We start from the raw sequence: 25,511 nt of genomic DNA, 5'->3' as shown, positions 1-25,511 counted from the left end.
AGGCAAGAGCAGACAACGAGGAGCCGCAAGCTACGCGTTATCCGGGAGTAGGGGCGTACCAATCAGATACGTCACCTGCGGGCCCCAGCTATGCTGCACTTTGCCCGCCTGCCAGGCAAACCGCCCCTCAGGGTCGGCGCGGTGGGCCAGCCGCAGCAGTTGCGCCGGTGGGTACATCCGCAGAATGCTCACGCAGCCGTCCCAGATGGTGAACAGTGGAATCAGCGGCACGAGGTAGGTGAAAAACAGCCGGCTCAGGCTGAACGGCCGGATGAAGGGCGTGATGAGCAGCTGCGCTACGGGCAGCACCGTAACGGCCAATACCAGTTCCAGCCAGTGCTTGCCGGCTCCTTCAAATACCCCAATGCCGGTCCGCTGCCGCACGGCATCGGCCAGCAATGCTTCCGCCGCAGCAGGCGGAAAGTGATGAAAAGCCGAAAATACCACCCGAAACCCCGGCAGCGCGGTGGGTACGGCCGTGGCATCCACGGGCTGCAGTTCCGCTTCCAGGCCGGGCGTAGTGCGCTGCAGTTCCTGCCAGGCTGCCGGTTGCGGGTACAGGTCGGTGAGCCGTACGCGGGCTCTGGGAAGGCCGCTGGCCCGTAGCTGCTGCAGGACCCCGGCCGTGCCGCCCCCGGCTCCGGCGCACAGCTCCAGCAGCTGCGTTTGCCCGGTTTGCCGGAGCGCACCTTGCAGCAGCGGCACAATGGGCTGGTAGGTGCGCAGCGTCGAAATCATAAACCGCAGGTAGTCCATCATGCCCGCCCGAATCACCCGCGGAAACCAGGGCAGGTCTTCAAACTCAAACAGCTGGAAACGTAGCTTCATACGGTAGCTTACGCAGGTTTTTCCGTAAAAGCTAGGGCCGCGCGTCCCGGCCGCTACCGGCCTGCTGCCACCGCCACCCGCTTGGCCGGCCCGTACAGCCACAGCACCGCCAGCACCGCCGCTACCCAATACGGCAGCGACATGGGCAGCAGCCCCCGCAGCGAATCCACCGGAATCAGCAGCAGCAGGAGCTGATTGGCCAGCAAAAAGAACAGCGTAACGCCCGCCAGCGCCATCGTGCGGCGCGACCACTCGGTACGGAAGCCGCTCATCAGCGTGAAAAAGGGTATCACCAGCGGCACAATGGCCAAGGATACCAGTGCACTCATCAGACCCGCCATTAAGGCAATAGAGTAGTCCTCCAGTCGGTCAGAAGCAAAGTCAACCAGCAGCCATAAGGTGCCGCCCAGGTTGCTGAGCAGCCACAGAATCAGGGTGCGGGTAATGGTAGAGTGACTGGTAGTGGCGTCATGATGGAGCATAGTCGTAATATTCAGAATAGTAAAACCAACCCGGCTGCTGAGCGGGCAGCCTATATGCAGGTACGAACCCTGAAAACCGGTTGGTTTGTATTAATCCGTTTTTTTGTTGGGAATATCAGTGTCATATTGGGAAGGATACAGCCACCACGCAACGGCTACTGAAGAAAGTAGCCACGGTAAGCTCAAACCGAAGAACATCTGCAATAAGAGGTTAGCAGGCCGGTATTCCCGGTTTTCATAACCGGAAGCAACTACAGGCAGGAAATAGGCAAGCAAGAGTAGAGCCACTGACCCCTCGAATACAAACGCAGTGCGCCAGATCAGCTGCAGGTAGGATTTGCTGCTGCGGAAAACCCACTGCATCATCCGACGCCGTAGCCAAGCCCCAAGTAATGCAGGAAGACCCCGCGTAACACTAATATATACGAGGTAAGGAGGGATGAAACGAAAAGAACCAAGGCCAGGCCTGTTGCTGACTAAATAGATCCACACTGTTGGTATTGAAATAATCAGTCCCCAGAGCCAGGACTTCCATAAATGATTTGGTGCTAAAATCCGGCTATTTATGGTCAGGGAGAAAAATACAGTGAAAGTGTTTGCTACTAGCTAAAAATGTGGTTGCTTTGTAACGCAAAGTTCTTTAGACGATATGGCCAAGCCCGCCCTTGATCCGCTAGCTCAACTCACCGAAATCCGCTCCATCATGGAACGGTCGTCGCGCTTTATCTCGCTCAGCGGCCTTTCCGGGGTAGGGGCGGGGGTAGTAGCGTTGGCGGGGGCCGGGGTGGGGCATTGGTACCTGCAGCAGCGCTACGCCGCCGAGGGCTACTCCTACGGCGGGTTTATGCGCCTGCTGCAAAGTACGCCCGAGGAGCGGCTACTGGTGCTGCCGTTTCTGCTGCTGCTGGCCGTGGGCATTGTGGGCGCGGCGCTGGCAGTGGCTACGTACTTCACGGTGCGGCGGGCCCGCCGGGCCGGGCAGCCGGTGTGGAGTGCGCTGGGGCGGCGGCTGGCCCTGAGCCTGGCCATTCCGCTGGTGGCGGGCGGCCTGTTCTGCCTGGCCCTGTTTGTACAGGGCGCGGTGGGACTGGTGGTACCGGGCATGTTGCTGTTCTACGGCCTAGCCTTGCTCAACGGCAGCAAGTACACCCTCGACGAAATCCGGTGGCTGGGCCTGACCGAAATTCTGCTGGGTTTGGTGGCCATGTTGTTCCCTGGCTTCGGGCTGGCGTTCTTTGCGCTTGGTTTCGGCCTGGGCCATATCGGTTACGGCCTGCTGATGTACAATCGGTATGAGCGTAATGAGGCAGGCGTTAGGAGTTAGAAGCCAGGAGAGAAAGTGGAAGGAATTACCTACGACTGCTCTTTCCTAACTCCCAGTTCCCAGCTTCTGGCTCCCAATTCCTGACTCCCAACTCCTAGCTTTTCCTCTTGAAACACCTCATTCACACCCTCAATAAGGCCTTCGACAACCGCGTGCGGCTGGGCGTTATGGCCGTGTTGATGGCCAACGAATCGGTGAGCTTCAACGAGCTGAAAGAGGCCCTGGACCTAACCGACGGCAACCTGGCCAGCCACGTCTCGGCCCTCGAAAAAGCCGGCTACGTAACCGTGAGCAAGCAATTCATCGGCAAGAAGCCTAATACCACCTACGCGGCATCCGGCGAGGGAAAAACGGCTTTCCAGGAGCACCTGGCGGCCCTGGAAAAACTGCTGCGCGGATAAGGAGCTATTTTTTTGTTCTTAAACTTTGAAATACAAAGTTCTTTTTAAAATAAAAAAACTGGTTATGACTGTCGTACCCACTGCCGTGCCCGCTCCGGGAGCCTACGCTACCACCCGCCGGGTGCCGTTGCCGCTCACGGCCCTGCAAAAGCTGCTGATTCCGCTGGGCGCCGTGCTGTTTGATGTGCTGTTCTGGAATCAGGAACGGGGCCTTAACCTGGCTTTGTACACGGGTTTTGTGCTGGGCGCTACGCTGGTTAGCCAGCGCCGAAATGCCGCCGTGTGGCGCTCGGGCTATTTCTGGCTGATGGTGGCTGGCACGGTGCTTAGCGCGGGCGGCGTGGTGTGGTACGGCTCGGGCGCGGCCCAGCTAGCCTGCGTGGCTTCCTTGATAATGCTGCTGGGCTACGTGAATCAGCCCCACCTTAAGCTGGTAGCGTACGCCCTGTTCACGGCCCTGGGCAATGCCATGCGGGTGCTGCCGGGGCTGCTACCGTATCTGCGGCTGCCAGCGGGCAAAACGAGCCGCTGGAACCGGGTGCGCTTTTATGGGCGGCTGCTGGTGGTGCCGATGGGCGTGCTGCTGGTATTTCACGTGCTGTTTGTGCTGGCCAACCCACGCTACGAGGCGCTGACGGATACGGCCCTGGCGCAGGTAGGCGAGTGGCTGATGGCGTTGTGGCCCAATTTCTCGGTGCCGCATCTGCTGTTTTTTCTGCTGGGGCTCATGCTCACGGCCGGGGCCCTGGTGGTGGTGCCGTTTCATTTCTTTCTTGACCACGAGTCCCGGTTTGGGGAGTTTGTGCGGCGGCAGCGCAACCGGGTGGCCTCGTTCGGGGTGCGCCAGCCCGATTTCCGGCTGCGCTCCACCAAGCTGCTGGATTTGCGCAAGGAATACCTGGCCGCGCTGGCGGTGTTCGGACTGGTAAACGGGCTGTTGCTGGTGGTCAACGTCATCGATGTGCGCTGGATCTGGCTGGGCTTCCGGCCCGAGCCGGGCTTCGACCTCACTCAGTTCGTGCACGAGGGCACGTATGTGCTCATTCTGAGCATTCTGGTGGCTATGGGCATTGTGCTGTGGTTTTTCCGCCGCAACCTTAATTTCTACCAGCCCGGCCTGCCGGCCCTGCGCTGGGGCGCTACCGTGTGGGTGCTGCAAAACGTGGTGCTGACTATTTCGGTGGGCCTGCGCAACTACTATTACATCCTGCATACGGAGCTGGCCTACAAGCGCATCGGGGTGTACGGCTTTCTGGTGCTCACCCTGTTCGGGTTGCTGACGGTGCTGCTCAAGATCTGGCAGCGGCGTTCGGCTTATTCGCTGGTGCGGCTGAACGGACTGGCGGCCTATGCACTGCTGCTGGTGCTGGTCCTGGGCAACTGGGAAATCTGGATTGCCCGCTACAACCTCAGCCCCCGCTTCCGGACGATCAATCTGGGTTTTTTGCTGGCAATGCCCGAGCGGGTACTGCCCGAACTGGTCGCCCGGCAAAGTATACTGGATGGGGCCACGCGCATCATCATCAGCCCACCCGGGGCTTATTACGAGAGTACCGTTACATCCGAGCAGGCCAAAGCCGCTATCCGGCACCGCGTTGCAGCCTGGCAGCGCAACTACCCCCAGTACCACCGCTGGCAGAGCTGGACGCAAGCCGAGGCAGCAGCCTACGAAACCCTGCGCAACCAGTAGCCACTCGCCCAATTTTCCCTCCTTTCTATGCATCTGCTACAACTTGGATTTACGCTGCTAGGCCTGCTCTGGTGCGCCGGCAGCGTGGCTGCCCTGGCTGCCCTGCTCACCTGGCGGGAGCGGGCCGCCACCTTCGTCGTTCGTACCCAGCGTTTGCTGGTAGTAGTGCTGCCCTGCGCCACCCTGCTGCTGGGCTCCGTGCTCTGGACGCTGCTGCACGTGATGCTGCTGTGGGGACCGAATGCCCCGCAACCCCTGGCCGTCCGCTGATATGGCAAGTGCTCCTGTACTCCTGCAGCCCCACTCCGCCGGCCGCAGCCTGGCGGTGCTGCTGGCCGCCTGCGCCCTGCTCTGGACGTGGTGGCAAATCCCGAATTGGTACCGTCTGGGTGCGGCCGATGAAGCCACCCTGGCTTACCTCGTGCAGCTGTGGCAGCAGAAATGGCTGCTGGCTTTGCTGACAACGGCGGCCAACGCCGTGGTGCTGTACCGGGCCACGCTGCCGCTGGCGCTGCCCTCGTCGCCGGGCAGCCTGCTGGATACGCGGGCCTCTCTCGCGGGGGCGGTGTTCTGGCTGTGCACGTTCTTTCACTTGGTTAGTTTGCTCCTGCTGGTGTTGGTGGGAGCCGGCTGGCTGCCGCTGAACCCGCTATGGCCTTCGTGAGCTGGCTGGATGCCCTGCCCGGGCGGCTGTGGCGGTTCGGGCTGGATACGGTGCTGCCCGCCGTGCCCCGGGCGGCGTGGTGGCTGGCCGGCGGTATGGCCTTCTGCATCCTGAATCTGGTGTTCGAGGATGAAATCTGGCCGCATCACCCGCAGACCGGGGTGTGGTTTGGCGCGACGTTCATCGGATGCGTGGTGAGCTTGCCGTGGCTGGCGGCTCTTGCAGCGGGCCGCATAGCTGCAATGCTCAAGAATCAGGCTTGGCGGTGGCTATGGTGCCTGGCCTCCTGGGGCGGATACGTCGGCGCGGCTTGCATAACCGTTGCGGCAGGTATCGGGTTGGTGGCTTTCCTCAGTGGGCGGATGACGGATTGAAGAGGTTGGAATCGGCTCTGCAGGCACGGAGGTGAGTGGCGGTCAGGGTAGGTAGGTATAGTCCCTCCGGTTATCCGCCGCAGGCGCCTTCCCGCTAACTAACAAACTACCCACGACCCGGCCGCAACTGGTATATTTGCGTCTCCCAAACCGGCCCGGCCGGCTTGGTTCGCCTCACTGCGCTCTGCATGCCCGCTCCTACGCCGTCCGATAAACCTGCCGTTCCTGCTCCCGCCCGTCGTTGGCCCAACCGCGTTTCCCGGGCGCTGTGGGCCATTTTTGTGCTGGGGGCCGGTACGTTTCTGCTGTACCCGATTCTGGTGAGCATGAACTTTCTGTTCCTGTTTGGCAAGTCGCCGAGCCTAGAGGAGCTGGAAAACCCCCGGGTGGAACAGCCCTCCAAGGTATTTACCGCCGACGGCGTACTGATTGGCCGCTACTTCCGCGAAAACCGCTCCCCGGTGCCGCTCAGCAAAATGTCGCCCTGGCTGATCAAAGCCCTGGTTTCAACGGAAGATGTGCGCTATCAGCAGCATTCTGGCATCGACCCCACGGCCATTGCCCGGGCCGTGGAGGGCGTGGCTACCGGCGGCAGCGGGGGCGGGGGCTCCACTATTACGCAGCAGCTGGCCAAAAACCTCTACAAAACCCGTCGTAAAGAGAATACCGGCCTGCTGGGCCACGTACCGCTGGTGGGCACTATCATCAGCAAAACCAAGGAGTGGCTCACGGCCGTAGAGCTGGAGCGCCGCTACACCAAGGACGAAATTCTGGCCCTCTACTTCAACACCGTGGAGTACGGCTCCCAGGCCTACGGTGTGAAGGTGGCGGCCAAAACCTTCTACAGTACCTCCCCCGACAGCCTCACCATTGAGCAGGCCGCCATGCTGGTGGGTATGCTCAACAACCCCACGGCCTTCAACCCCAAGTTTCACCCTCAGGCTGCCCAGCGCCGCCGCAATCTGGTGCTCACGCGCATGGGGCAGGCGGGCGTGCTCACGGCCGCCCAGGTACAGCAGGAGCAGGCCCGGCCCATTGCCCTGAAATACCAGGTAGAAAAGCACGTGGACGGTCCCGAAACCTACTTCCGCGGGGCCGTGAGTCAGGCCGTGAACGAGTGGTGTAAGCAGAACGGCTACGATATGTACCGGGACGGCCTGCGCATCTACACCACCATCGACTCGCGCATGCAGCAGTACGCCGAGGAGGCCGTGCAGAAGAAGATGAAGTCCCTGCAGCGTACCTTCGACAACTTCTGGCGCAACCGGGACTCCAACCCCTGGGTGGACGAGGACGGCAAGGAAATTCCCGACTTCATCGAAACCCAGATGAAGCGCACCGAGCAATACAAGGAGCTGGCCGCCCGCTACAAGGGCCGCCCCGATCTATTGGACTCAGCGTTGCACCGCAAGCACCCTACCAAGGTATTTACCTGGAAAGGTGACGGCGACACCACGCTCATGCTGTCCCCGCTCGACTCGCTGGCTTACTACAAGCACTTCCTGCACGCCGGCATGATGACGATGGACCCCTTCACCGGGCAGGTGAAAGCCTGGGTGGGGGGCCTTAACTACCGCTTCTTCCAGTACGACCACGTGAAGCAGGGCAAGCGCCAGGCTGGCTCCACCTTCAAGCCCTTCGTGTACCTCACGGCCCTGGATAACGGCTATTCACCCTGCGACCGAATCCGGGACGAGCGGGTAACCATCAACTACGTGGAAAACGGCCAGCCCATGCAGTGGCAGCCCGACAACGTAACCCGCGAGTACACCGGTATGAACATGACGCTGCGCTACGCCATGGCCCGCTCCGTTAACTCCGTCACGGCCCAGCTCACCGAGAAAGTCGGCTGGGATAACGTGGCCAAATACGCCAACAAGGTCGGTATCCGGAGCAAGCTGCTGCCAGTGCCCAGCATCGGGCTGGGCTCGGGCGGCGACGTGAGTGTGTTTGAAATGGTGAATGCCTACAGCACCTTCGTCAACCAGGGTTTCCGCACCGAACCTATGCTGGTTACGCGCATTGAGGACGTGAATGGCAACGTGCTGGCCCAGTTCGACCCCCAGCAGAAGCGCGTAATTCCGGCCGAAACGGCCTGGCTGATGACCTACATGCTGCGCGGCGGCATGGAGGAGCCCGGCGGCACCTCGCAGGCGCTCTGGGACTATGAACTCTGGAAGAAAAACAACCAGATTGGCGGCAAAACCGGCACCACCAGCAACTACTCCGACGGCTGGTACATGGGCATCACCAAAGACCTGGTAACCGGCGTGTGGGTAGGCGGTGAAGACCGGAGCATCCACTTCCTGAACTCCCAGCAGGGCGAAGGCGGCCGCATGGCTCTGCCCATCTTCGGCACCTACATGGAAAAGGTGTATCAGGACCCCGACCTCGACATTCGGATGGGCCCCTTTCCCAAGCCGACCGTTACCATCACCAAAAAGTACGTGTGCGTAACCGAGGAGCCGCGCCGCCGTCGCCGCGAGGAGTCTGTGGATACCATTGTGGTGGATAACCTGCTGGAAAACCTGAATAACGGCTCTGTGCCACTACCGGATAGCCTGGGCGGGCTTTAGTACGGACCGCCGGGAGCATAGCCTGGGGAAGGCTTATTTCTCCACCCTACGCCATAGCACAACCAACCCGGCCACTACCATCACTGACAGCAGTTGAAAGGTGGTGCGCCAGCCGGGTATTGCCTTAAGTGGCCGGGTAGCTTCCACAGCATTTCCCCAGGCAATAAAGGCATCGGCAATGGGCAGCTGTCCGAACAAATACCGCTTGCCCGCAGCATCATGCCAAGGCATTCCAAACGCCTCAATACTGTTACGCAGGCCCACAGCAGTAGTAGAGTCTCCGAAACGCTGCATGGTACGTCGGCCTACTACAGATGCCGCGCCGCCCACTCCCCAGATAACGGGGCCGGAATCAATATCCTCCGCGTCTGGCGTGCCCGCGGCTGCCTCCCGGAGACCCGGCAGACCTAGCCGGCTGGTCAGAAATAAAGCCCGGTAGCGCTGAAAGTGCGGCTGGGCGTAGGCGGAATCAATTTCTATCAGAAAGTTGAGCAGCTGGCTTTGCGAAGAACCCCGGGCCGGGGTTAATACGGCTCCGGAGCCTGCTTTTACCTCGTGCGGAATCAGCCGATTGGTATTCAGCCGGGAATCTACGGCCTGCAGCCAGTGCTGCAGCAGCGACTGATACAAGGGTGGCTGTATCCGGTCATGCCAGGCCAGGGCGGCGGCGCACAGTATCCCATCGGCGGGCCAGGCAGCTCCGCGGTAGGATTCCAGGTAGGGCGAAGGACTGGTGCTGAGGGCGGTGGCAATGGCCGCGCAGTGGCGGTTGAAAGTGCGCAGGGCGGCTGTATCCCGCTGAGTGGGCGGCAGCGCGTGCAGGTAGCGCCCCTGGCAATACGCCGACCAGCCTTGGTAAAATGCCCCGTAAGGCAGTGGCAAATCCGACTCGAAGATGGAGCGCGCCGCCGGACGCTGCATTTCACTGAGGGCCCATTCTGTTTCCTGCCGGGCCTGCTGATGCAGTTCCGAGCCGGCAGCCAAATGGGGCAGCAGTTCGGTCCAACTCAGGGCGTACAGTGCATTCAGATACACGAAGCCTTCCGGGTATAGGGCTTGCATCTGCTCGCCTGCCCCGGCCCGCAGGCTCCCCCGCAGAAACTGCAGTTGAGCTACTACCTCCTGGTTTATCGGACGGCCCTGCACCGGCTTCAGCGAGGGAGCATACAAAAGCTTGCCGTTCAGGTACAGAATCAGCAGCAGCGCACTTCCTGCCAACAGCCGGGTAACAATCCGCACTGGCGTCGCTTACTCCTCGCCGTAGAACGACTCCAGTGCTCCGCGCAGCTCCGGGTAATCAAACCGGAAGCCTTGTTGCAGCGTTTTCTCGGCACTCACGCGCTGGGAGGCCAGTACAATCTCGCTCATCTCGCCCATCACCAGCTTCAGCCCGAACTCCGGCACTTTGGGCAGTACCAGCGGGCGGTGCAGCACGTCGGCCAGGGTTTCGGTGAATTCCTGGTTGGTAACGGGGTGTGGGGCCACGGCGTTGTACGTGCCCTGCCACTGCGGCTGCTCTAGGGCCTGCATGAACAGGCGGCACAAATCGTCGAGGTGGATCCAGGACATGTACTGCTTACCCGAGCCCAGCGGGGCCCCGGCCATCATTTTTACGGTGCGGGCCAGCGGTACCAGCGCCCCCCCCTCCGGACTCAGCACGATACCGATGCGGAAAATGGCCGTCCGGATATGGTCGTGGGTGGCCACGCCCTGCGCGGCGGCTTCCCACTGTCGGCATACTTCCGCCAGGAAATCATCGGCGGCGGGAGCAGTTTCTTCCGTTACCACCTGGTCGTCCCGGTCCCCGTAAATGCCAATGGCCGAGGCCGAAATAAACGCCTGCACGTGGTGGTTTTGCTTGGCCAGTTCCCGGGCCACGAGTTGCGTGCCCGCCAGCCGACTCGAGAGGATTTCGCGCTTGCGCTCCTGCGTCCACTTTCCGTCCGATACGCTGCTGCCCGCCAGGTTGATGATGTAGTCGGCGTAGGGTACGGCAGCTTCGTCAATGGTGCCGGCCAGCGGGTCCCAGCGGAAGCTGCGGAACCGGCCGCTACCAGGCGTCCGGCTGAGCAGGGCCACTTCGTAGCCACTATCAATCAGCATTTCCGCCAGACGGGTGCCAATCATACCGGTGCCCCCGGTAATCAGAACTTTACGGGACATGAGGGTGGGTGCTTAGGGCGTAGTGCCAGGGGTAGCAGACAGGAATGCCCGGGCCCGGTACCACGGAAAAGGTGCAACGCGTAAAAAAACAAACGAAGGTACAGGAAAACCGCCCGCCCGAAATACCCCGGCCTACTTGCCGATTAAGCGGAGAAACTCCTGGCGCAGGGATTCGCTCTGCCCGAAGACCCCGCCGTATTCGGCCGTAATGGTGCTGCTGTTCGTATCGTTCACGCCCCGGCTCATCACGCACAAGTGGTCGGCTTCCATCAGTACCGCCACATCTTCCGTTCCCAGGGCGTTTTTCAGCTCCTCAGCAACCTGGCGCGTGAGCCGCTCCTGCACCTGGGGGCGACGGGCAAAATACTGTACCACGCGGTTCAGCTTGCTCAAACCCACTACGTGGGCCCCCGGCAGGTACGCCACGTGCGCCTTCCCAATAATGGGCACGAAGTGGTGCTCGCAGCAGGAGAAAACCGTAATGTCGCGCTCCACCAGCATGTTCTGGTAATGGTAGCGGTTCTCAAACAGGCGCACCTCGGGGTGATGTTTGGGGTCGAGGCCTTTAAACCACTCCTGCACGTACATTTTGGCCACCCGCCGGGGCGTGCCGCTCAGGCTGTCATCCGTCAGGTCAAGGCCCAGCAGATGCATGATTTCCTGGAAATGGCCGGAAATAGCAGTAATTTTTTCCTCGTCGCTGAGGGCGAAGGCATCAGGGCGAAGCGGGGTGCGCAAATCGGCCGGCAGTTGCGGGTCAGGGGTTGCCGGACGGTGGGCGGCACCGTCCGTGGCCGGGGCCGCGGGCACGGAATTATCCATGGTATTCTACAAAATTACGTTCGGTCTCATACAGCGTGACCGACAGGGCCAGGCGTTCCTCCAGGTGGGGGCGCAGGCGGTTCCAAATGACTACGGCAATATTTTCGGCCGTGGGATTGAGCTGCCGGAATTCCTCCGTATCCAGGTTCAGATTCCGGTGGTCAAAGGTATCCAGAATCTCGCGTTTGATCAGGTCACTCAACCGCTTCATATCATATACGTACCCAGTGGCCGGATCAATCTCTCCGGTCAGCTTCACTACCAATTCGTAGTTATGGCCGTGATAATGAGGATTGTTGCACTTGCCAAAGGCCTCCTGATTGGCGGCGTCGCTCCAGGCCGGATTGTGCAGGCGATGGGCGGCGTTGAAGTGTTCTTTGCGGCAGATAGTAACTGTCATGGTCGGGTATCAACGCGTAAAGGTTGCTTTTGTTTACGGCAAATAACCTGACCGACAGCTCGCTGATCGGGAAGTATAGATATATGTCTATACATTTGTGGTACCTAAGCTATGCCAAATATTACTATTTCTACAAAAGTCAACTTTCTTCAAAAAAATCAATCCGGGGCGTAGAAAGATGCTGGGAGTCTGGTTAAATTTGGTCAGTCGGATACAGTAGTCCGGCATAGACCCCTGCACTTCATTTCTTCATCACTCTATTTCATTCATTTATGAAACGAGCCTTACTTTTCTCCCTGCTGCTGACGTTGGCAACGACGGTAACGAGCTTCGCGCAAAAATCGCTCGTTGACGAAACGGAAATGGCCGTTAAGGGCATTCCGCGCAAAGGCCAGCGGGTAGCGCTGCAGCTGGACAGCAAGCGCGTGGAAGACTCCTGGAAAAAACAGCTGGACGAGCAATTCGGCAGCAAAGTAAAATCCGACAAAGGGGTATATACCATGGATGGTGTCGTGATTGAAGCAATTTCGAAAACGCCCATCCGCGTAATCAGCAAGGTGGACGCCGTGCCGACCGGTACGACCGTATGGTGGTCGATTGACTTGGGCAACGCCTACCTGAGCAAAGATGCCACGCCCGTGCAGTGGAAATCGGCCGAAGGCTACCTGAAGGATTTCGCCCGTAAGCTGTACCGCGAAGACTTGGCTTTGCAGGTTGCTACCGCTGAGAAAGCCCTGACCCAGTCGCAGGACAACCACACGGCCGTTATCGCCAAGGCCGATGGCATCAAGAAGGATATCGAGAAGAACAAGCAGCGTAAAATTGAGATTCAGCAGCAGCTGGCTCAGAACGCCGCCGAACTGCAGCAGTTCAACAACCTGGTGGACCTGAACCTGAAAGAGCAGGAAGCTGCCCGCGCCGACATTGTGAACATGCGTATCGCGCTGGAAGCCGTGAAAGAGCGCATGAACAAGATTGAGTAGTTGCCGAAGCCGGTAACTTCCCGCAGTTACTTTCAACGCCCCGTCTGCCCCGCGCAGGCGGGGCGTTGTGATTTTATTGGCGGTGGCGGCGCACGTACTGCTCGGCTTCCTGCTCATTTTTCCAGCCTACGATGCGCGTTGCGGTAGGGCGGGTGCGGTGCTGAAACCACAGGCTGAGGGAGCTGCGCAGGCCCGGATAGTGCCGGTTTAAAGTAGCCCAATCGGTGGCATCGGGCAGAATCCGCTGGGCCGGGCGGGCCGGTACCGCCACCAGTACCGATTCCAGCAGGCCATTAACATCAAGTGCAAGCAAGGCAATGGGGGTTACTTCCAGCACGGTGCCGGCTGGCTGAGTTTCGGCCAGTACCAGCGCCTGCACTGGTTGCCCGGCTCCGGCTGCCACACCCGGTATTTGGGTACCGGGCACAAACCCCATATTACCGGGCAGCGGCAGAAACTCAATGGTTTCATTGGTGCCTGCCTGCTGCCGGGGCTCAAATTCCTTGGTAGCGGGGTTGTAGTGCTGGACTTGGCTGGTACCCGCCGGCATTTCCACTACTACCTGCAGCAGCTTACGCTCGGCTGAGTAAGTGGGCAACTTAGCGTAGTCGGTGCGGCAGCCGGCCAGCGTGATTAAGGGAAGTACGCCGGGCAGAAGATAACGGGAGATGCGCATAAAGCTGGGAGTTGGAGAGCAGAGCGGACAAAAGATACTAAGCCCGGCCAGTACATCCCATACCGGTCGGGCTTAGCATAGGGCGTCAGCATCAACGGGCTACTGGGCCAGCTGTTCATCCAGCAATCGGAACGGACTCAGGCGCTCCAGGTGCAGCACAAACCGGATGTTGCTGGTAAAATCACGCCGGCTTTCAGGCAGCCCGTTGCTGAACTGGGAACCGGCTACCGGAATGTAAATGCGCAGGAAATTCTTGGCCGTGGGAATAATCAACTGCGAAACCGGCAGAATCAGGCCCGCGCCGTAGTAGCTGCGGGTTACGCTGCTCAGGGAGCCGGCATTCCGCACTTTGCCCAGGCCCAGGTCGGCGTACGCAGCCAGGGGCGTTACGGGCAGGTCGGCCTCCAGATTCAGGGAAGTCAGCCAGTCGCGGCTCACCACGGGCAGGTACCCTTTAAAAGCGCCGTCCCGGTCGTCGGTCTGGTGCAGTTGGGCGGCGAACGTAGGTGAAATCTGCTGCCGGTCAAGGAAGGTATGCTGGCGGCGGTAATCGAAGCTGCCGCTCAACCCCATCTGGAAGTCTTGGCTGGATTTCAGGAAGGTCCCCCCGAAAAGGCGAGCCCGCACCTGCTTGCGGGCGTTGTAATAGCGGCCGTACATGGCCGTTACCCGCAGCAATGAGGCGCGTTGGGCACTGATATCCCGGGAAGCATCGGCCGCCAGAAAATTCAGCTCTGCGTGGGCGGACCAGTTCTGCAGCGCGTTGCCGTGCTCGGCCTGGTATTCCAGCGTCTGAATGCTGCTGGTGCGGTTCAGTGCCTCCTGTTGCACGGAAGTGGTAGCCAGCCGGGCCCATTGCTGCACTCGGTTGTAGGCGGAATGAGGAAGCTGGAGCGTTACGCTGGGCTCCAGCTTCACAAAGCGCTCAAAGCGAGTTACCTGCACCTGCGTAATCAGCTGGCGTACCTTGTTGCGGGGCAGCACATGCAGCGCCACCCGACCAATGCCGTTCACCTCGCCCCGATTGAAGCTGTACATGGGCATAGCCAGAAAATTCAGCCGCTTGGGGATAAGCAGGTTGGTGTAGAAGGCGGCCCCCAGCATAAACTTATCGGAGGTATTGGCCCCCAGCACCGGGGCCCAGTTCACGAAGTGCCGGTCCCACCGCTCGGGGCTGGCCAGGGGCTTGAGCTGCAGCGGGTCCCAGGTTGGAAAGGAGCCTTCCACCTGGCGCATATCGTCGCGGCGGTTAAGCTGGGGCGTCAGATAGCCGGGGTCAACTACCACGGCGGCTACCCCTTCGCGGCGGAAGTTGAGCTGGGATTCGTCTTTCTCGTCGTCATCGGTGCCGCCGAATACGGGTGTCCACTGGGTTTCCAACACCTGGCCCTGCGCGTCCAGCGTGGCAACGGGCACGGCCAGCGGGGCCGGGGAGTCATTGCGAACCAACACCTTCACGGTGCCTTTCTCCACCAGCATATCCGACAGCGCCACGTCGTAGTGGTGCTGGCTGCCGAGCATGTCCCGGAAAAACCAGTCGAGCTGCTGGCCGGTAGTTTCCTCGAACACTGCCTGCATATCGGCGGGGTAGGGGTGCCGGAACTGCCAGCGCTGGTAGTAAGCGCGCATGGCCTCATCAAACTTCTCCTGACCCAGATAGCCAGCCAGGTACTTCAGCAGGGAAGGCGTTTTGCCGTACACCATCAAGCCGTAATTCAACTTGCCAAACTCCGCCGAAGGCCGCGCCACGGGTTGGTCCAGCCCGCGGGAGGCCGTTAGCTGGTAGGGAAGCAGCTCAAAAGCGGCCGGTGGCAGCTTATCCCACCCAAATTTCGCGGCCAGCTCAGCGCGTTTTCCGAAAAAATTGCTCGGTCCGCCCGTCCCGCCAGTAGCCAGCGTAGCTATCCGGTTTTCGGTGTACGTATTCACGCCCTCATCCATCCACGGGTACTCCCGCTCATTGGAGCCCAGAATTCCGTAAAACCAGTTGTGCCCTACCTCGTGCGCAATGGCTCGGGGCTCGGTTACCGTTACCATGGGATACTCCATGCCGGAGCCGGCTTTCAGCGAGCCGCTAACTGCCGTTACGGCAGCGTACGGATATTCCCCCACCCACTTGGAATAGTACGTTACGGCCTGATTAATGTCCTGCAGACCCTTTACCCAGGCCGTACTGTCTTTATCGACGAACATAACCCAGGTAGTTACCGGCCGGCCCGAAGGTAGCGTAACTTGGCTTTTGCGGACCTGGTAGCGTTTGTCCGCGAACCAGGCAAAGTCGTGCACCCGGTCCTGCACGTAGCGCAGGGTTTTGGTTTCGGTGCTGGACGCCGGAAAAGGGGAAGCGGCCGGCTTGCTCAGCGACGCCGGCGGCGTGCTGGAGTTAGGATTTCCTGCAAGGCCAGCGGTGGCCAGCTGCTCCAGTCGCTGCTGCTCCTCCGGATTCTGGAGTACGCCGGTAGCCCCCACAGTGTAATTGGCCGGCAGGGTGATGCGCACATCAAACGTCCCGAACTCGGAGTAAAACTCGCCTTGGTCGAGGTAGGGCATGGGATGCCAGCCCTTGTGGTCGTATACGGCCGGCTTGGGGTACCACTGGGTTATCTGGTAGCCTTGCCCCACATGACCGAAGCGTGAGAAGGACCCCGGAATCTTTACCCGGAACGGGGTGCTAATGGTAACGGCCGTTCCAGGAGCCAGCGGCTGCGGCAGCACCAGCTTGGCCATGTCGGGGTTGTCGGCCACGTACTCCAGGCGGGCCGGCTGCCCGTTTACCTGAAATTCGAGCCCATCAATAAACCCCCGTTCACTGGCGGGGGCAAACTGAAACTCCCGGTTGCCGTTGCGCAGCAGCTGCCGGGCAAAGGCCGTGTTGGTATCCCGGTACGCATTGGGCCAGAGGTGAAACCAGATATAGGGGAGGGTCTGCGGCGAGTTGTTGGTGTACACCATTTCCTCGCGCCCGGTCAACTGGTGCTGGCGGTCATCCAGCGTAACATCAATGGAATACTTAACCTGCTGCTGCCACGTAGCCGACTGCGCCAGGCTCAGCAGCGGGGTGGCCAGGAGCGTACCCAGGAATACACCTTTTATCATAGGAAAAAGAAAACAGGGAGGGGAAAAAGAGGCAGGTAGCCGCTACGAAAGTAGCCCTTCGGCCGGGAAGATACCCCACAACCTTTGCCCGTTGCCTGCGTTTGGATGCCTATTCCCAACCTCCGCCATACTAGGCGGACTAACCCTTGCTACCGATGTCTTTCCACAAGCAACCTAAAGACGACACCCAACACCAGAACCACCTCGACGGCACCACCAAGCTGCTCGGCAACGACCTGCAGGAAGAAGCCGACCGTTCTGGGCTGGATAACCACTTCCAGCGCTGGATTGAAGACCTGAAAGACGTAAATAACCCCGAGCTGCACCAGCTGGTAACCGACCTGCAGGAGCTGAAAGCTCATTTTAATGGGGGCAGCATTGATAAGGATAAAGTAGCCCAGCTGCTGAGCCGCCTAGGTACCAATACCACCAAAGCTGCCGTATTCGCCGAGAACCCCAACACGGCCGAGCGGGTAACGAAGCTGGGGGAAGCACTGAGCGCGGCCGCCGCGCAGCTGAAATAAGCTTCACGTACAGACCTTAAACCAACGAAAAAGCCCGGTTCCTGCAGTAGGAACCGGGCTTTTTTATGAGGAAGCTGGTATAGCTTAGGCGGCGGTAGTAGCAACCACGCGACGCTTCTCCTTGATGCGAGCAGCTTTGCCCGACAGGCCACGCAGGTAGAACAGACGAGCCCGACGAACTTTACCACGACGGATAACTTCAATCTTGTCGATGTTGGGCGACAGCAGCGGGAAAATCCGCTCGGTGCCAATCTGGTTCGAAATCTTCCGAACCGTGAAGGTTTCGCCGTTCGAGTTGCTGTTTTTGCGCTGAATCACCACGCCTTGGAACTGCTGAATGCGCTCCTTGTTGCCCTCGCGGATTTTTACGTGGACGTTGATGGTGTCACCGGCTGCAAACTGGGGGAAGCTGGCGCGGCGCTCCTGGGATTCCTGCTGGATAAAATCGAGTAGTACGCTCATGGCTGGAAAAACTGTGAAGGACGGCCGCGCCGCCCTGAAGGGTTTCGGGTAAAGAGGCGCAAATATAGCCCTCTATTTCGAGTAAAACAATGAGTGAATGAGTGATTTAGTAAGCGAACCAAACGGTCAGGACGGAAGAACTGACCGGATTTGCTTAGAAGCTCATTCACTGTAACAAGTCGGGGCGGCGTTGCTCGGTGCGGGCCAGGGCCTGCTCGTGCCGCCACACGTCAATTTTGGGGGTATTGCCCGAAAGCAATATCTCCGGTACTGCAAGGCCGCGCCATTCGGCTGGGCGGGTGTACACGGGCGGAGCCAGCAGATTGTCCTGAAACGAGTCGCTCAGGGCCGATTCCTCGTTGCCCAGCACGCCGGGCAGCAGCCGCACCACCGCATCCACCAGAATAGCGGCGCCCAGCTCACCCCCGCTCAGCACGTAGTCGCCTACGCTGATTTCGTGGGTGATGTAGGCTTGACGGATACGCTCGTCCACGCCTTTGTAGTGCCCGCACAAAATGAGCAGGTTGCCCGCCAACGAAAGGCGGTTGACCAGCGGCTGCCGCAACGTTTCCCCGTCCGGCGTCATGTAAATGACGGCCTCGTAGGCGCGCTGTGCCAGCAACTCATCGAAGCAGGCGGCAATAGGCTCCACGCGCAGCACCATGCCGGCTCCGCCCCCAAACACGTAGTCATCAATCTGACCGTGCTTGTTGATGGCGTAGCGGCGCAGGTCGTGCAGATGGATTTCGGCCAAGCCTTTCTCCTGGGCCCGCTTCACAATGGAATAGGCAAAGGGGCTCACCAGCAAATCCGGCTGGCACGTAACAACGTCGATGCGCATGATCAGGCAGGCCGCTTAGGGTGCTACAGCTTCGTCGGGTTCGTCCCGCTCCCGGGAGGCCGGCGTAAGGTACACCTCCAGCAGGCCTTCGGGCAGGTTCACGAACAGTTTGCGGGCCGCTTGGTCGGCGTGCGAAATCAGCTCGTCGGCCACCGGAATCAGTACTTCCTGCCCTTTATAACGCATGGAAAGTACATCCTGCTGAGGCAGCTCGTAGAAGGTTTCCACGATACCCAGCTCACCCAACTGCTCGTCCACCACGGTGTAGCCAATCACGTCATGGAAGTAGAACTGATCCTGTTCCAGCGTGGGTAGCTCCGCGAGGGGCCGCCACAGCTTAGCATTGCGCAACGGTTCGGCTTCCTCAATCCGCTCAATGCCCTTGAGCTTGAGCAACGCCCGCTCGGTACCTTGGGGCTGTAGCTTCTCCACGGCGTACTCCACCAGCTTACCTGGGGCGGCGGGAAATTCCAGCAGCACCATTTTCAGCTTCCGGTACGCTTCCAGGTCATCTACGTCCAGCGCGGCCACCACAAAGCCCTTCAGGCCGTGGGGCTTCACAATGGAACCCAGTTCGTAGCAGTCATTTAGCGTCATGGACAGAGAAGTCAGAAAATCAGAGAGTTTGGAAGTTAAAAAATGGTGTCCTGATGCGTATGATAACACCAGCTACTCCCTTTTTAACTTCCAAACTCTCTAACTTTTAAACCCAAAATTAGGCGCCGGCTTCCTCCGTAGTTTCAGCGGGAGCTTCAGCTTCCGTGGTTTCGGCTTCGGCGGCCGGAGCGGCGGCGGCCAGAGCGGCAGCCTGCTTGGCGCGCTGAGCTTCCGCACGGGCCTCGTTTACTTTGGTTTCGGCGGCCAGACGCTGCTTGCGGGCATCTTCCTTGGCGTTGCCCAGGTTGGTGCGCTTGCCTTCAATCTTAGCGTCTTTCTGCTCTTTCCACTCGGTGAAGCGCTGATCGGCAGTGTCCTGCGAAATAGCACCTTTGATAACACCCAGCTGCAGGTGCTTGCGGTACAGTACACCGCGGTAGGAGAGCATAGCGCGCACGGTATCCGTGGGCTGGGCACCTTTCATGATCCAGTCGAACGCCTTGTCACCGTCGAAGTTGATGGTGGCGGGGTTGGTCTGGGGGTTGTAGGTACCGATTTTTTCGATGAAGCGGCCGTCACGGGGTGAGCGGGAGTCAGCAACAACGATGTCGAACATTGCGGCCTTCTTGCGGCCACGACGGGCGAGGCGGATTTTAACTGCCATAAACCGGTTTGGTTAAGCGACGCATCCCGTGCGTCTGGTTGAAAATGAGGTGCAAAGGTAATCACAGATTTACCGGATTAAAAGGATTGCGCAGATTCAACGTGTCGGCGGCCGCAAAAGAGAAAAGCCAGAAAGACAAAAAGGCCGTTTCCGGACAGAAACGGCCTTTTGCAAGAAAATATATTTCGGCAGAATTAAGCAGCCATTTGCACGGGCTGCTGCCACTTGCGCTTTACCTTCACCACACCCACTTTATCCAGCACCCAGATAACGGCGTAGGTGGGGTCCAGCTCCCACTTCTTCACGCCGAAGTTCACGCGCATAGGCAGCTTGTGGTGGTTGTTCTGGAACAGCTCACCGAACGCCAGGAAGTCGAAAGGCAGCGTGTTCATGGATTTATCGTGGTTGTCAAAGTTCTGGTAGCCGTACTTGTGGCCGCCCCAGTTCACGATGGCACCGTGAATGGGCCCCATCAGGAAGTGGATGGGCAGCAGCAGGAACTGCCACCAAGCGGTAGCAAACTGCACGTAGAACAGCACGTACAGCGCGCCCCAGCCAATGCGGGAAACGGCCGTGCCGCCGAAAGCCTCCAGCGCCTTCCACTCGGGGGTGTCGCCCTCAAAACGCTTGGCTTCCTCATAGCGGTTTTCTACTACTTCGCCGTAAATCACCTTGGTCTTCCACATCATGCTGAACGCATTGGACGAGAAGTGGGGCGAGTGGGGGTCCAGCTCGGTGTCGGAATAGGCGTGGTGCATGCGGTGCAGCAGCGCGTACGCCCGGGGCGAGAGGAACGAGGAGCCCTGGCAGATGTACGTGAACAGGAAGAAGAACTTCTCCCAGAACTTGTTCATGGTGAACATCTTGTGGGCCGCGTACCGGTGCAGGTAAAACGTCTGGGTAAAGAGCGACAGGTAGTAGTGCGCTACGAAGAAAACGAGTATTGCCATGGGGCAGAAAAATTAGAGGTCGAGACTAGGGAGGGCACGTTTGAGGCCAAAAGCGCAGAATCCTTGCTAAAGTTCAAGTGCCGCACCACAAAACTACTGCCCGGCCTGCCCCAAGTGCAATTCGTGTCCTCAAAAGGACAAAATGTTATTATCAACCAGAAGTGAACCAACAGGACACGGCAGTGAAACAGACGGCTTCGCTGAAGAACTCGCCTGCTTCCCTACTCGTGTTCTATCGGCTCACTTTTACCTGCTAATAGTACGCTTCAGCCGCTTCCCAGTGCGCTATGTCGGGCAGGGGGGCTTTGAAGCACATGGCTTCTTTGGTGACGGGGTGCTGAAACTCCAGCTGCCGAGCATGCAGCGCAATGCTTACATCGGGGAGCGGGGCCAGAAAGCCGTACTTCACGTCGCCGACGATGGGGGTGCCCAGGCCCGAGCTGAGCTGCACCCGAATCTGGTGGGGGCGGCCCGTGATTGGGTTCACCTGCACCAGCCAGCGCGAGCCGGCCTGGCCCAATACCTGGTAGTCCAGCTCCGATTTCAGCCCTTGACCGTGGCGCTCGGGGTAGGCTTTGGTGGTGTTGCGGATGGGGTCTTTCACCAGCCAGTGCGTGAGGTGGCCCTGGGTGGGCTCAGGGCATTTGCCGGTGAGGGCCCAGTAGGTTTTGTGCACCTTATTGTCGCGGAACATCTCGTTGAGGCGGCTCAGGGCTTTGCTGGTTTTGGCCAGAGCCACCACGCCGCTCACGGGCCTATCCAGGCGGTGAGCCACGCCCACGAAGGCCGCGCCGGGCTTCTTGTACTTGAAGCGCAGGTATTCCTCGGCCTTGGCCGAAAGCGGCTCATCCCCAGTTGCGTCGCCCTGCACGAGCAGGCCGGCGGGCTTGTTGATGATGAGCAGATGATTGTCTTCGAACAGAATTTCCTTCCGCTCCGACCACAGATTCGGACGATTCACTAGGTGTCAATTATGAAGTATGAAGTATAAAGTATGAAGTATGGTCAGGCCGACAACTGTCAGCGTAAGGCCATTATTCAACTCATAATTCATAATTCAGCATTCATGATTCAACTCAATACGCTTCGTCCGGGGTGGGGAAGTCGTTGGCTTTCACATCTTGGATGTAGCGCTGCACGGCGTCGTGCATCAGGTCGCCCAGCTCGGCGTAGCGGCGCAGGAAACGGGGCTTGAACTCCTTGGTGATGCCCAGCATATCGTGCACCACCAGCACCTGCCCGTCCACATCGGGCCCGGCCCCAATGCCGATAACCGGAATGGTCAGCTTTTCAGCTACCTGTTTGGCCAGAGCCGACGGAATTTTCTCCAGCACCAGCGCGAAGCAGCCGATTTCCTGCAGCAGCAGCGCATCCTCAATCAGCTTCTGAGCTTCGGCTTCTTCCTTGGCCCGCACGGTGTAGGTGCCAAATTTATAAATACTTTGGGGAGTAAGCCCCAAATGGCCCATTACGGGAATGCCGGCCGTCAGAATCCGAATGATGCTGTCCTTGATTTCGGCCCCGCCTTCCAGCTTGATGCCGTGCCCGCCCGATTCCTTCATGATACGGATGGCGGAGCGCAGCGCCTCCGACGAGTTGCCCTGATAAGAGCCAAACGGCATGTCCACTACCACGAAGGCCCGCTTCACGGCCCGCACTACGCTCTGAGCGTGGTAAATCATCTGGTCGAGGGTGATGGGCAGGGTGGTTTCGTGGCCGGCCATGACGTTGGAGGCCGAGTCGCCCACGAGCAGCACATCCACGCCGGCCCCATCCAGAATCTGGGCCATCGAGAAGTCGTAGGCGGTGAGCATGGATATTTTTTCGCCGCGCTGCTTCATGGCCAGCAGCTGGTGCGTGGTCACGAGCTTGACTTCCTTGTGTTGGGACATAGTTTTGGAGGACTTAGGGGCTTGAGGACTCAGAGACGTTGGATTCCGAAAAGGTATCCAGCGGCTCTAACGTGAGGTCAAAGCTGCGGAAATTTTCAGAAAAGAACTCCGCAAAGCAACCGAACCGCTGCTAAACCATACATCTTAAGTCCCGAAGTCCCTAATAATTCAGGAAGGTGCGGTTGCGGCTCAGCTTCAGGCTCTGCAGCAGCGCCGATTTGGCCGCTACCGTCACGAAGTAGCCCCGGGTAGGACCGAAGGGCCGCCAGTTGCCGGTAATCTGCCAGCAGTGCAGGTCCTTGGTGATATCCAGATTGGTGAAGGCCGGGGCGCGGTTGATGAAGTCGTAGTTGGTGCTAAAGCCGAAGCGGAAGGTTTCGGTGAGCTTCACGGAGCCGTTCAGGTTGAGCGTGGCGGCCGTGTACGGAGATTTGCGGGGCCGGGAAACCAGGGCCGGCAAGGGGCCCTGGTTGGCGTAGGAAGCTGTGAAAGTGGTGTTCAGCTCCCACGGAATCGAGAAATCCACGTAATCCTCGTAGGGGTTGACGACGCGCGGAGAGCCCAGCTGCGGGTCGTTGACCGGGGCCGCGTCGCGGGAAATGGTGGATTTCTTGTTGCCTTGGCTGGGGTTGAATTGGTAGGAGAGGGAGGCGTTGGCCGTAGCCAGGCGGGCCAATCGGATTTTCTTGGTGTTCTGCCACAGAAAATCATCCTTCAGCGTGCCGGTGGAGTCGCGCTGATAGAACTCGAAGTTGGCGTTCAGCGTCACGTTCAGCTTGCGGGCTACCTGCGTGCGGAACGTGGACGACAACGGAGCTAGCTTCAGGCGGTCGGCGGCAAAGTTGTAGCCCGTGTTGAAGTCCAGCCCATCAATCAGGCTTACTTTGGTGAAGGGCGTGTTACCGGTGGTGTCGTTGGAGTTGCGCACCTTCATTTCCACAGCGTTCTGCAAGGAGAAGCCCAGCTGGCTGACCTCAGTGGAGGTGGGGTAGCCGTAAACGAAGCCGTTGTACTGGGGCAGCAGGAAGCCTTCGTTGGTCCTGTACGTCTCGCCCTCCGAATAGAACCGGCCGGTGGCGGGGTCGCGCAGGCCGGGGGTGGCAATGCGCTCCAGTCCTGAGTTGCGGGCCGTGCTGGTGGGCGTGTAGTTGTAGGTAAGGCTGGGCGTGATTTTGTGGCGCAGGGCCTGAATCTTGCGCGTGCCCTTTCGCACAATAGTACCGTACAGGTTGGTACTCATGCTGATGCCTGCGTTGTAGCTGGCCAGGCGGTTGAAGCCCGTAATGGTATCCACCCGAATGGCCCGGGCCGTTTCGTTGTAGCTATAATCCAGCTTCTTGAAATACCAGATTTCGTTGTAGGTAACTGTGGGGCTGATGTTGAGGTTGGCGAAGTTGTAGCTGCCCAGCGTAATACCAAAGTTGTGGCGCATGCCCGTTTGGGAGTTGCGCAGCAGCTTGTCCAGGTTATTCAGCTTTACGGGCATCACAAACGCCGCCGAGGAGCCGCCCAGCAGCGGCACCGCGCCCCCGTTGATTTGCCGGGCCGCAATGTTGTTGGAAAGCTTGTTCTGGAAGGTCAGGTCGTAGGAAAACGCCAGCTGCTCATACGCCTTCCGGGGCCGGATTTTGAGGATGTCATACACGTACTGCCGGGCCAGCTGCGCCGAAATGTCGGGCAGGGTGAAGTCCATGGTGCCGGTTTGCGTGTTCTGGCTCTGGCTCAGGTTGATACTGTAGTTGATGGGCGCGTACCGCAGCTGCTTGGAGTAGGAAACCGTGGACTGGAACGCCGATGACAGGTAGTTGCGCGGATTGTAGGAATTCTGGCGGTAGTAGGAGCCGTTGCTGCTGCTGATGTTCACGTTGGCCGAAAACCGGCCGCCGTTGGGGCGGGGTACCGGCGTATGCGTCCAGAGCAGGGCAAACGTCTGTTGGGAGCGAGGTAAATTATAAGTCGGGTTCGTATTAGCATCGGTGGAAGCCAGCAGCCGCTCGGTGGGTTGCCAGCTGTAGTTGAACGTGAACAGGCCCTGGTAGCGGTAGCGGGTAATGTACTGCATTTCGGCCGTGCCCCGCCAGCCCCCAAAATCGTCGGCGTTGCCCGAGTAGATGTCGCCGGTGAGGCGCACGCCAATGTGCTCGTTGGCGGCCCAGTAGTAGCCGCCGTTGCGCAGGAAGAAGCCCCGGTCAGCGGCCTGTCCGAAGGTGGGAATGATGAGGCCGGAGGACCGGCGCTTATTCTTCGGCGAAGGAAAATACCCGAATAAAAAGCCCAGCGGCGTGGGAATATCCCCGATAACCAGATTGAACGGGCCGGTAATCACACTCTGGCCCGGTATCACTTTCATCTTGCTGGCGTTGATGAAGAAGTGCGGGTGCTCCAGGTTGCAGGTGGTATACCGCCCGTGCACCCCGAACATTTCGTTCAGCTCGTTTTTCTTGATGGTTTCGGCGTGGATGTAGCCCTCGCCCTGCTGGGTAACCACATCGGTGATGCGGCCCCGCTTGCTCTTGATGTTATAGTCGATGCGGCCGGCCTGGTAGGTTTCGGCACCCTGCTTGAACACGGGCTTGTCGCGCACCCGGCCGGTGGAGTCGGCGGCACCCTCGGCCGTTACCAGATTTTTGCTGTAATCAACAGTAATCAGCGCCGCTTTCAGGTTCATCTCGCCATAGTCCACGTCGGCTTTGTCGTAGAGAATGGCGCGCTTGTTCTGCACCTCAAACCGGATGGAGTCCTGTGCTTTGTACTTCACGGTGGTTTCCACCGCGCCCTTGCGCCCCCCGGCCGCCACCCGCAGCGAGTCGGGCGTGCCGGTTACCAGCCCGGTAGTGTCGCGCACCGGGCCCGTGGGAGCCGGCGGATTCAAAATCTGGGGTTGGGGCCGCACGTCGGCGGGCACGTTGGTGGTGCGGGGCCGCTGCTGGGCGCGCAGCGGTCCGGTCAGGCCCAGGCTCAATACCAGCACCAGCCAGCCAAGAAGCCACCGTAGCGGCCGGGACGCACGTACAACAGAAGGGAACACAGGCGCGGGTGAGGCCACGTAGTTTTTATCGTTTATTTTGTGGCGGTTTGCAAAGGTAGCGGGTCGCTGCCCCA

General features: G+C 59.5%; 26 protein-coding genes. 9 read left to right on the top strand and 17 right to left on the bottom strand.

Annotated features, from left to right (window positions below; genetic code table 11):
* Positions 1 to 30 precede the first annotated feature (30 nt).
* From ACN19L_RS07895 to ACN19L_RS07885, 3 genes are all read right to left on the bottom strand, one after another.
* Positions 31 to 828: a class I SAM-dependent methyltransferase gene (locus tag ACN19L_RS07895; protein WP_426492975.1), complete on the bottom strand. Its 798-nt coding sequence runs from the start codon at positions 826 to 828 to the stop codon at positions 31 to 33.
* 53 nt (positions 829 to 881) lie between these two features.
* On the bottom strand, positions 882 to 1,310 hold the full coding sequence (locus ACN19L_RS07890) for a hypothetical protein (RefSeq protein ID WP_426492974.1): 429 nt from the start codon (positions 1,308 to 1,310) through the stop codon (positions 882 to 884).
* A 90-nt stretch (positions 1,311 to 1,400) separates the two neighbouring features.
* On the bottom strand, positions 1,401 to 1,676 hold the full coding sequence (locus ACN19L_RS07885; protein ID WP_426492973.1) for a hypothetical protein: 276 nt from the start codon (positions 1,674 to 1,676) through the stop codon (positions 1,401 to 1,403).
* Between the two features lie 283 nt (positions 1,677 to 1,959).
* Between ACN19L_RS07885 and ACN19L_RS07880 the strand changes: the two genes are divergently transcribed.
* From ACN19L_RS07880 to ACN19L_RS07850, 7 genes are all read left to right on the top strand, one after another.
* Positions 1,960 to 2,634, top strand: coding sequence for a hypothetical protein (locus ACN19L_RS07880; protein WP_426492972.1), 675 nt, complete (start codon positions 1,960 to 1,962; stop codon positions 2,632 to 2,634).
* A 107-nt stretch (positions 2,635 to 2,741) separates the two neighbouring features.
* Positions 2,742 to 3,035, top strand: a complete 294-nt coding sequence (locus tag ACN19L_RS07875; RefSeq protein WP_426492971.1) for a winged helix-turn-helix domain-containing protein — start codon at positions 2,742 to 2,744, stop codon at positions 3,033 to 3,035.
* Between the two features lie 64 nt (positions 3,036 to 3,099).
* Positions 3,100 to 4,725, top strand: a complete 1,626-nt coding sequence (locus ACN19L_RS07870; RefSeq protein ID WP_426492970.1) for a DUF4173 domain-containing protein — start codon at positions 3,100 to 3,102, stop codon at positions 4,723 to 4,725.
* Positions 4,726 to 4,752: 27 nt separating this feature from the next.
* A complete protein-coding gene (locus ACN19L_RS07865) occupies positions 4,753 to 4,995 on the top strand; it encodes a hypothetical protein (protein ID WP_426492969.1) in 243 nt (80 codons plus the stop codon).
* Position 4,996: 1 nt separating this feature from the next.
* A complete protein-coding gene (locus tag ACN19L_RS07860; RefSeq protein WP_426492968.1) occupies positions 4,997 to 5,389 on the top strand; it encodes a hypothetical protein in 393 nt (130 codons plus the stop codon).
* The gene (locus ACN19L_RS07855) at positions 5,377 to 5,763 is read left to right on the top strand and encodes a hypothetical protein (RefSeq protein WP_426492967.1); all 387 of its coding nucleotides are present in this window, start codon (positions 5,377 to 5,379) and stop codon (positions 5,761 to 5,763) included. Before ACN19L_RS07860 ends, ACN19L_RS07855 begins: the two co-directional genes overlap by 13 nt.
* A 188-nt stretch (positions 5,764 to 5,951) precedes the next feature.
* Complete coding sequence (locus ACN19L_RS07850) at positions 5,952 to 8,339, top strand: transglycosylase domain-containing protein (protein WP_426492966.1); 2,388 nt, start codon at positions 5,952 to 5,954, stop codon at positions 8,337 to 8,339.
* 33 nt (positions 8,340 to 8,372) lie between these two features.
* On the opposite strand, the gene ACN19L_RS07845 is transcribed toward ACN19L_RS07850, so the two are convergent.
* The 4 genes from ACN19L_RS07845 to ACN19L_RS07830 form a co-directional block, all read right to left on the bottom strand.
* Positions 8,373 to 9,578 carry a hypothetical protein gene (locus ACN19L_RS07845; RefSeq protein WP_426492965.1) on the bottom strand — a complete coding sequence of 402 codons (1,206 nt, stop codon included), beginning with the start codon at positions 9,576 to 9,578 and terminating at the stop codon, positions 8,373 to 8,375.
* Between the two features lie 9 nt (positions 9,579 to 9,587).
* Positions 9,588 to 10,502, bottom strand: a complete 915-nt coding sequence (locus tag ACN19L_RS07840) for a TIGR01777 family oxidoreductase (RefSeq protein ID WP_426492964.1) — start codon at positions 10,500 to 10,502, stop codon at positions 9,588 to 9,590.
* 132 nt (positions 10,503 to 10,634) lie between these two features.
* Complete coding sequence (gene folE / locus ACN19L_RS07835; RefSeq protein ID WP_426492963.1) at positions 10,635 to 11,324, bottom strand: GTP cyclohydrolase I FolE; 690 nt, start codon at positions 11,322 to 11,324, stop codon at positions 10,635 to 10,637.
* Complete coding sequence (locus ACN19L_RS07830; RefSeq protein ID WP_426492962.1) at positions 11,317 to 11,724, bottom strand: 6-pyruvoyl trahydropterin synthase family protein; 408 nt, start codon at positions 11,722 to 11,724, stop codon at positions 11,317 to 11,319. The genes folE and ACN19L_RS07830 overlap by 8 nt, the downstream gene beginning before the upstream one ends.
* A 272-nt stretch (positions 11,725 to 11,996) precedes the next feature.
* On the opposite strand from ACN19L_RS07830, the gene ACN19L_RS07825 reads away from it, so the two are divergent.
* Positions 11,997 to 12,707: a DNA repair ATPase gene (locus ACN19L_RS07825; RefSeq protein WP_426492961.1), complete on the top strand. Its 711-nt coding sequence runs from the start codon at positions 11,997 to 11,999 to the stop codon at positions 12,705 to 12,707.
* A 73-nt stretch (positions 12,708 to 12,780) separates the two neighbouring features.
* Here the strand turns inward: ACN19L_RS07825 and ACN19L_RS07820 are convergent, their stop codons facing one another.
* Positions 12,781 to 13,383 carry an inorganic diphosphatase gene (locus tag ACN19L_RS07820; protein WP_426492960.1) on the bottom strand — a complete coding sequence of 201 codons (603 nt, stop codon included), beginning with the start codon at positions 13,381 to 13,383 and terminating at the stop codon, positions 12,781 to 12,783.
* A 99-nt stretch (positions 13,384 to 13,482) separates the two neighbouring features.
* Complete coding sequence (locus ACN19L_RS07815) at positions 13,483 to 16,479, bottom strand: M1 family metallopeptidase (RefSeq protein WP_426492959.1); 2,997 nt, start codon at positions 16,477 to 16,479, stop codon at positions 13,483 to 13,485.
* Positions 16,480 to 16,634: 155 nt separating this feature from the next.
* Here ACN19L_RS07815 and ACN19L_RS07810 point away from each other — a divergent pair, with 155 nt between their 5' ends.
* Positions 16,635 to 17,003, top strand: a complete 369-nt coding sequence (locus ACN19L_RS07810; protein WP_426492958.1) for a hypothetical protein — start codon at positions 16,635 to 16,637, stop codon at positions 17,001 to 17,003.
* Positions 17,004 to 17,087: 84 nt separating this feature from the next.
* Here ACN19L_RS07810 and rplS read toward each other — a convergent pair whose 3' ends face one another.
* From rplS to ACN19L_RS07770, 8 genes are all read right to left on the bottom strand, one after another.
* The gene (rplS, locus tag ACN19L_RS07805) at positions 17,088 to 17,465 is read right to left on the bottom strand and encodes a 50S ribosomal protein L19 (RefSeq protein WP_426492957.1); all 378 of its coding nucleotides are present in this window, start codon (positions 17,463 to 17,465) and stop codon (positions 17,088 to 17,090) included.
* 166 nt (positions 17,466 to 17,631) lie between these two features.
* Positions 17,632 to 18,306, bottom strand: coding sequence for a tRNA (guanosine(37)-N1)-methyltransferase TrmD (gene trmD, locus ACN19L_RS07800; RefSeq protein ID WP_426492956.1), 675 nt, complete (start codon positions 18,304 to 18,306; stop codon positions 17,632 to 17,634).
* A gap of 15 nt (positions 18,307 to 18,321) precedes the next feature.
* On the bottom strand, positions 18,322 to 18,903 hold the full coding sequence (gene rimM / locus ACN19L_RS07795) for a ribosome maturation factor RimM (protein ID WP_426492955.1): 582 nt from the start codon (positions 18,901 to 18,903) through the stop codon (positions 18,322 to 18,324).
* Positions 18,904 to 19,021: 118 nt separating this feature from the next.
* Entirely contained in the window at positions 19,022 to 19,567 is a 546-nt protein-coding gene (locus tag ACN19L_RS07790) for a 30S ribosomal protein S16 (RefSeq protein ID WP_426492954.1), read from the bottom strand.
* A gap of 194 nt (positions 19,568 to 19,761) precedes the next feature.
* Complete coding sequence (locus tag ACN19L_RS07785) at positions 19,762 to 20,517, bottom strand: acyl-CoA desaturase (RefSeq protein ID WP_426492953.1); 756 nt, start codon at positions 20,515 to 20,517, stop codon at positions 19,762 to 19,764.
* A gap of 253 nt (positions 20,518 to 20,770) precedes the next feature.
* Complete coding sequence (locus ACN19L_RS07780) at positions 20,771 to 21,478, bottom strand: RluA family pseudouridine synthase (RefSeq protein WP_426492952.1); 708 nt, start codon at positions 21,476 to 21,478, stop codon at positions 20,771 to 20,773.
* 115 nt (positions 21,479 to 21,593) lie between these two features.
* Positions 21,594 to 22,409 carry a 3-methyl-2-oxobutanoate hydroxymethyltransferase gene (gene panB / locus ACN19L_RS07775; RefSeq protein ID WP_426492951.1) on the bottom strand — a complete coding sequence of 272 codons (816 nt, stop codon included), beginning with the start codon at positions 22,407 to 22,409 and terminating at the stop codon, positions 21,594 to 21,596.
* A 160-nt stretch (positions 22,410 to 22,569) separates the two neighbouring features.
* Positions 22,570 to 25,437 (bottom strand): putative LPS assembly protein LptD, encoded by a 2,868-nt coding sequence (locus ACN19L_RS07770; RefSeq protein ID WP_426492950.1) that lies wholly within the window; start codon positions 25,435 to 25,437, stop codon positions 22,570 to 22,572.
* Positions 25,438 to 25,511 lie beyond the last annotated feature (74 nt).

It is taken from the genome of Hymenobacter sp. 102 (genome assembly GCF_049949205.1).
In the GTDB taxonomy this organism is placed as follows: domain Bacteria; phylum Bacteroidota; class Bacteroidia; order Cytophagales; family Hymenobacteraceae; genus Hymenobacter.
Note: the sequence above shows the minus strand (reverse complement) of the source record. Positions and strands in the feature narration are given on the sequence as shown.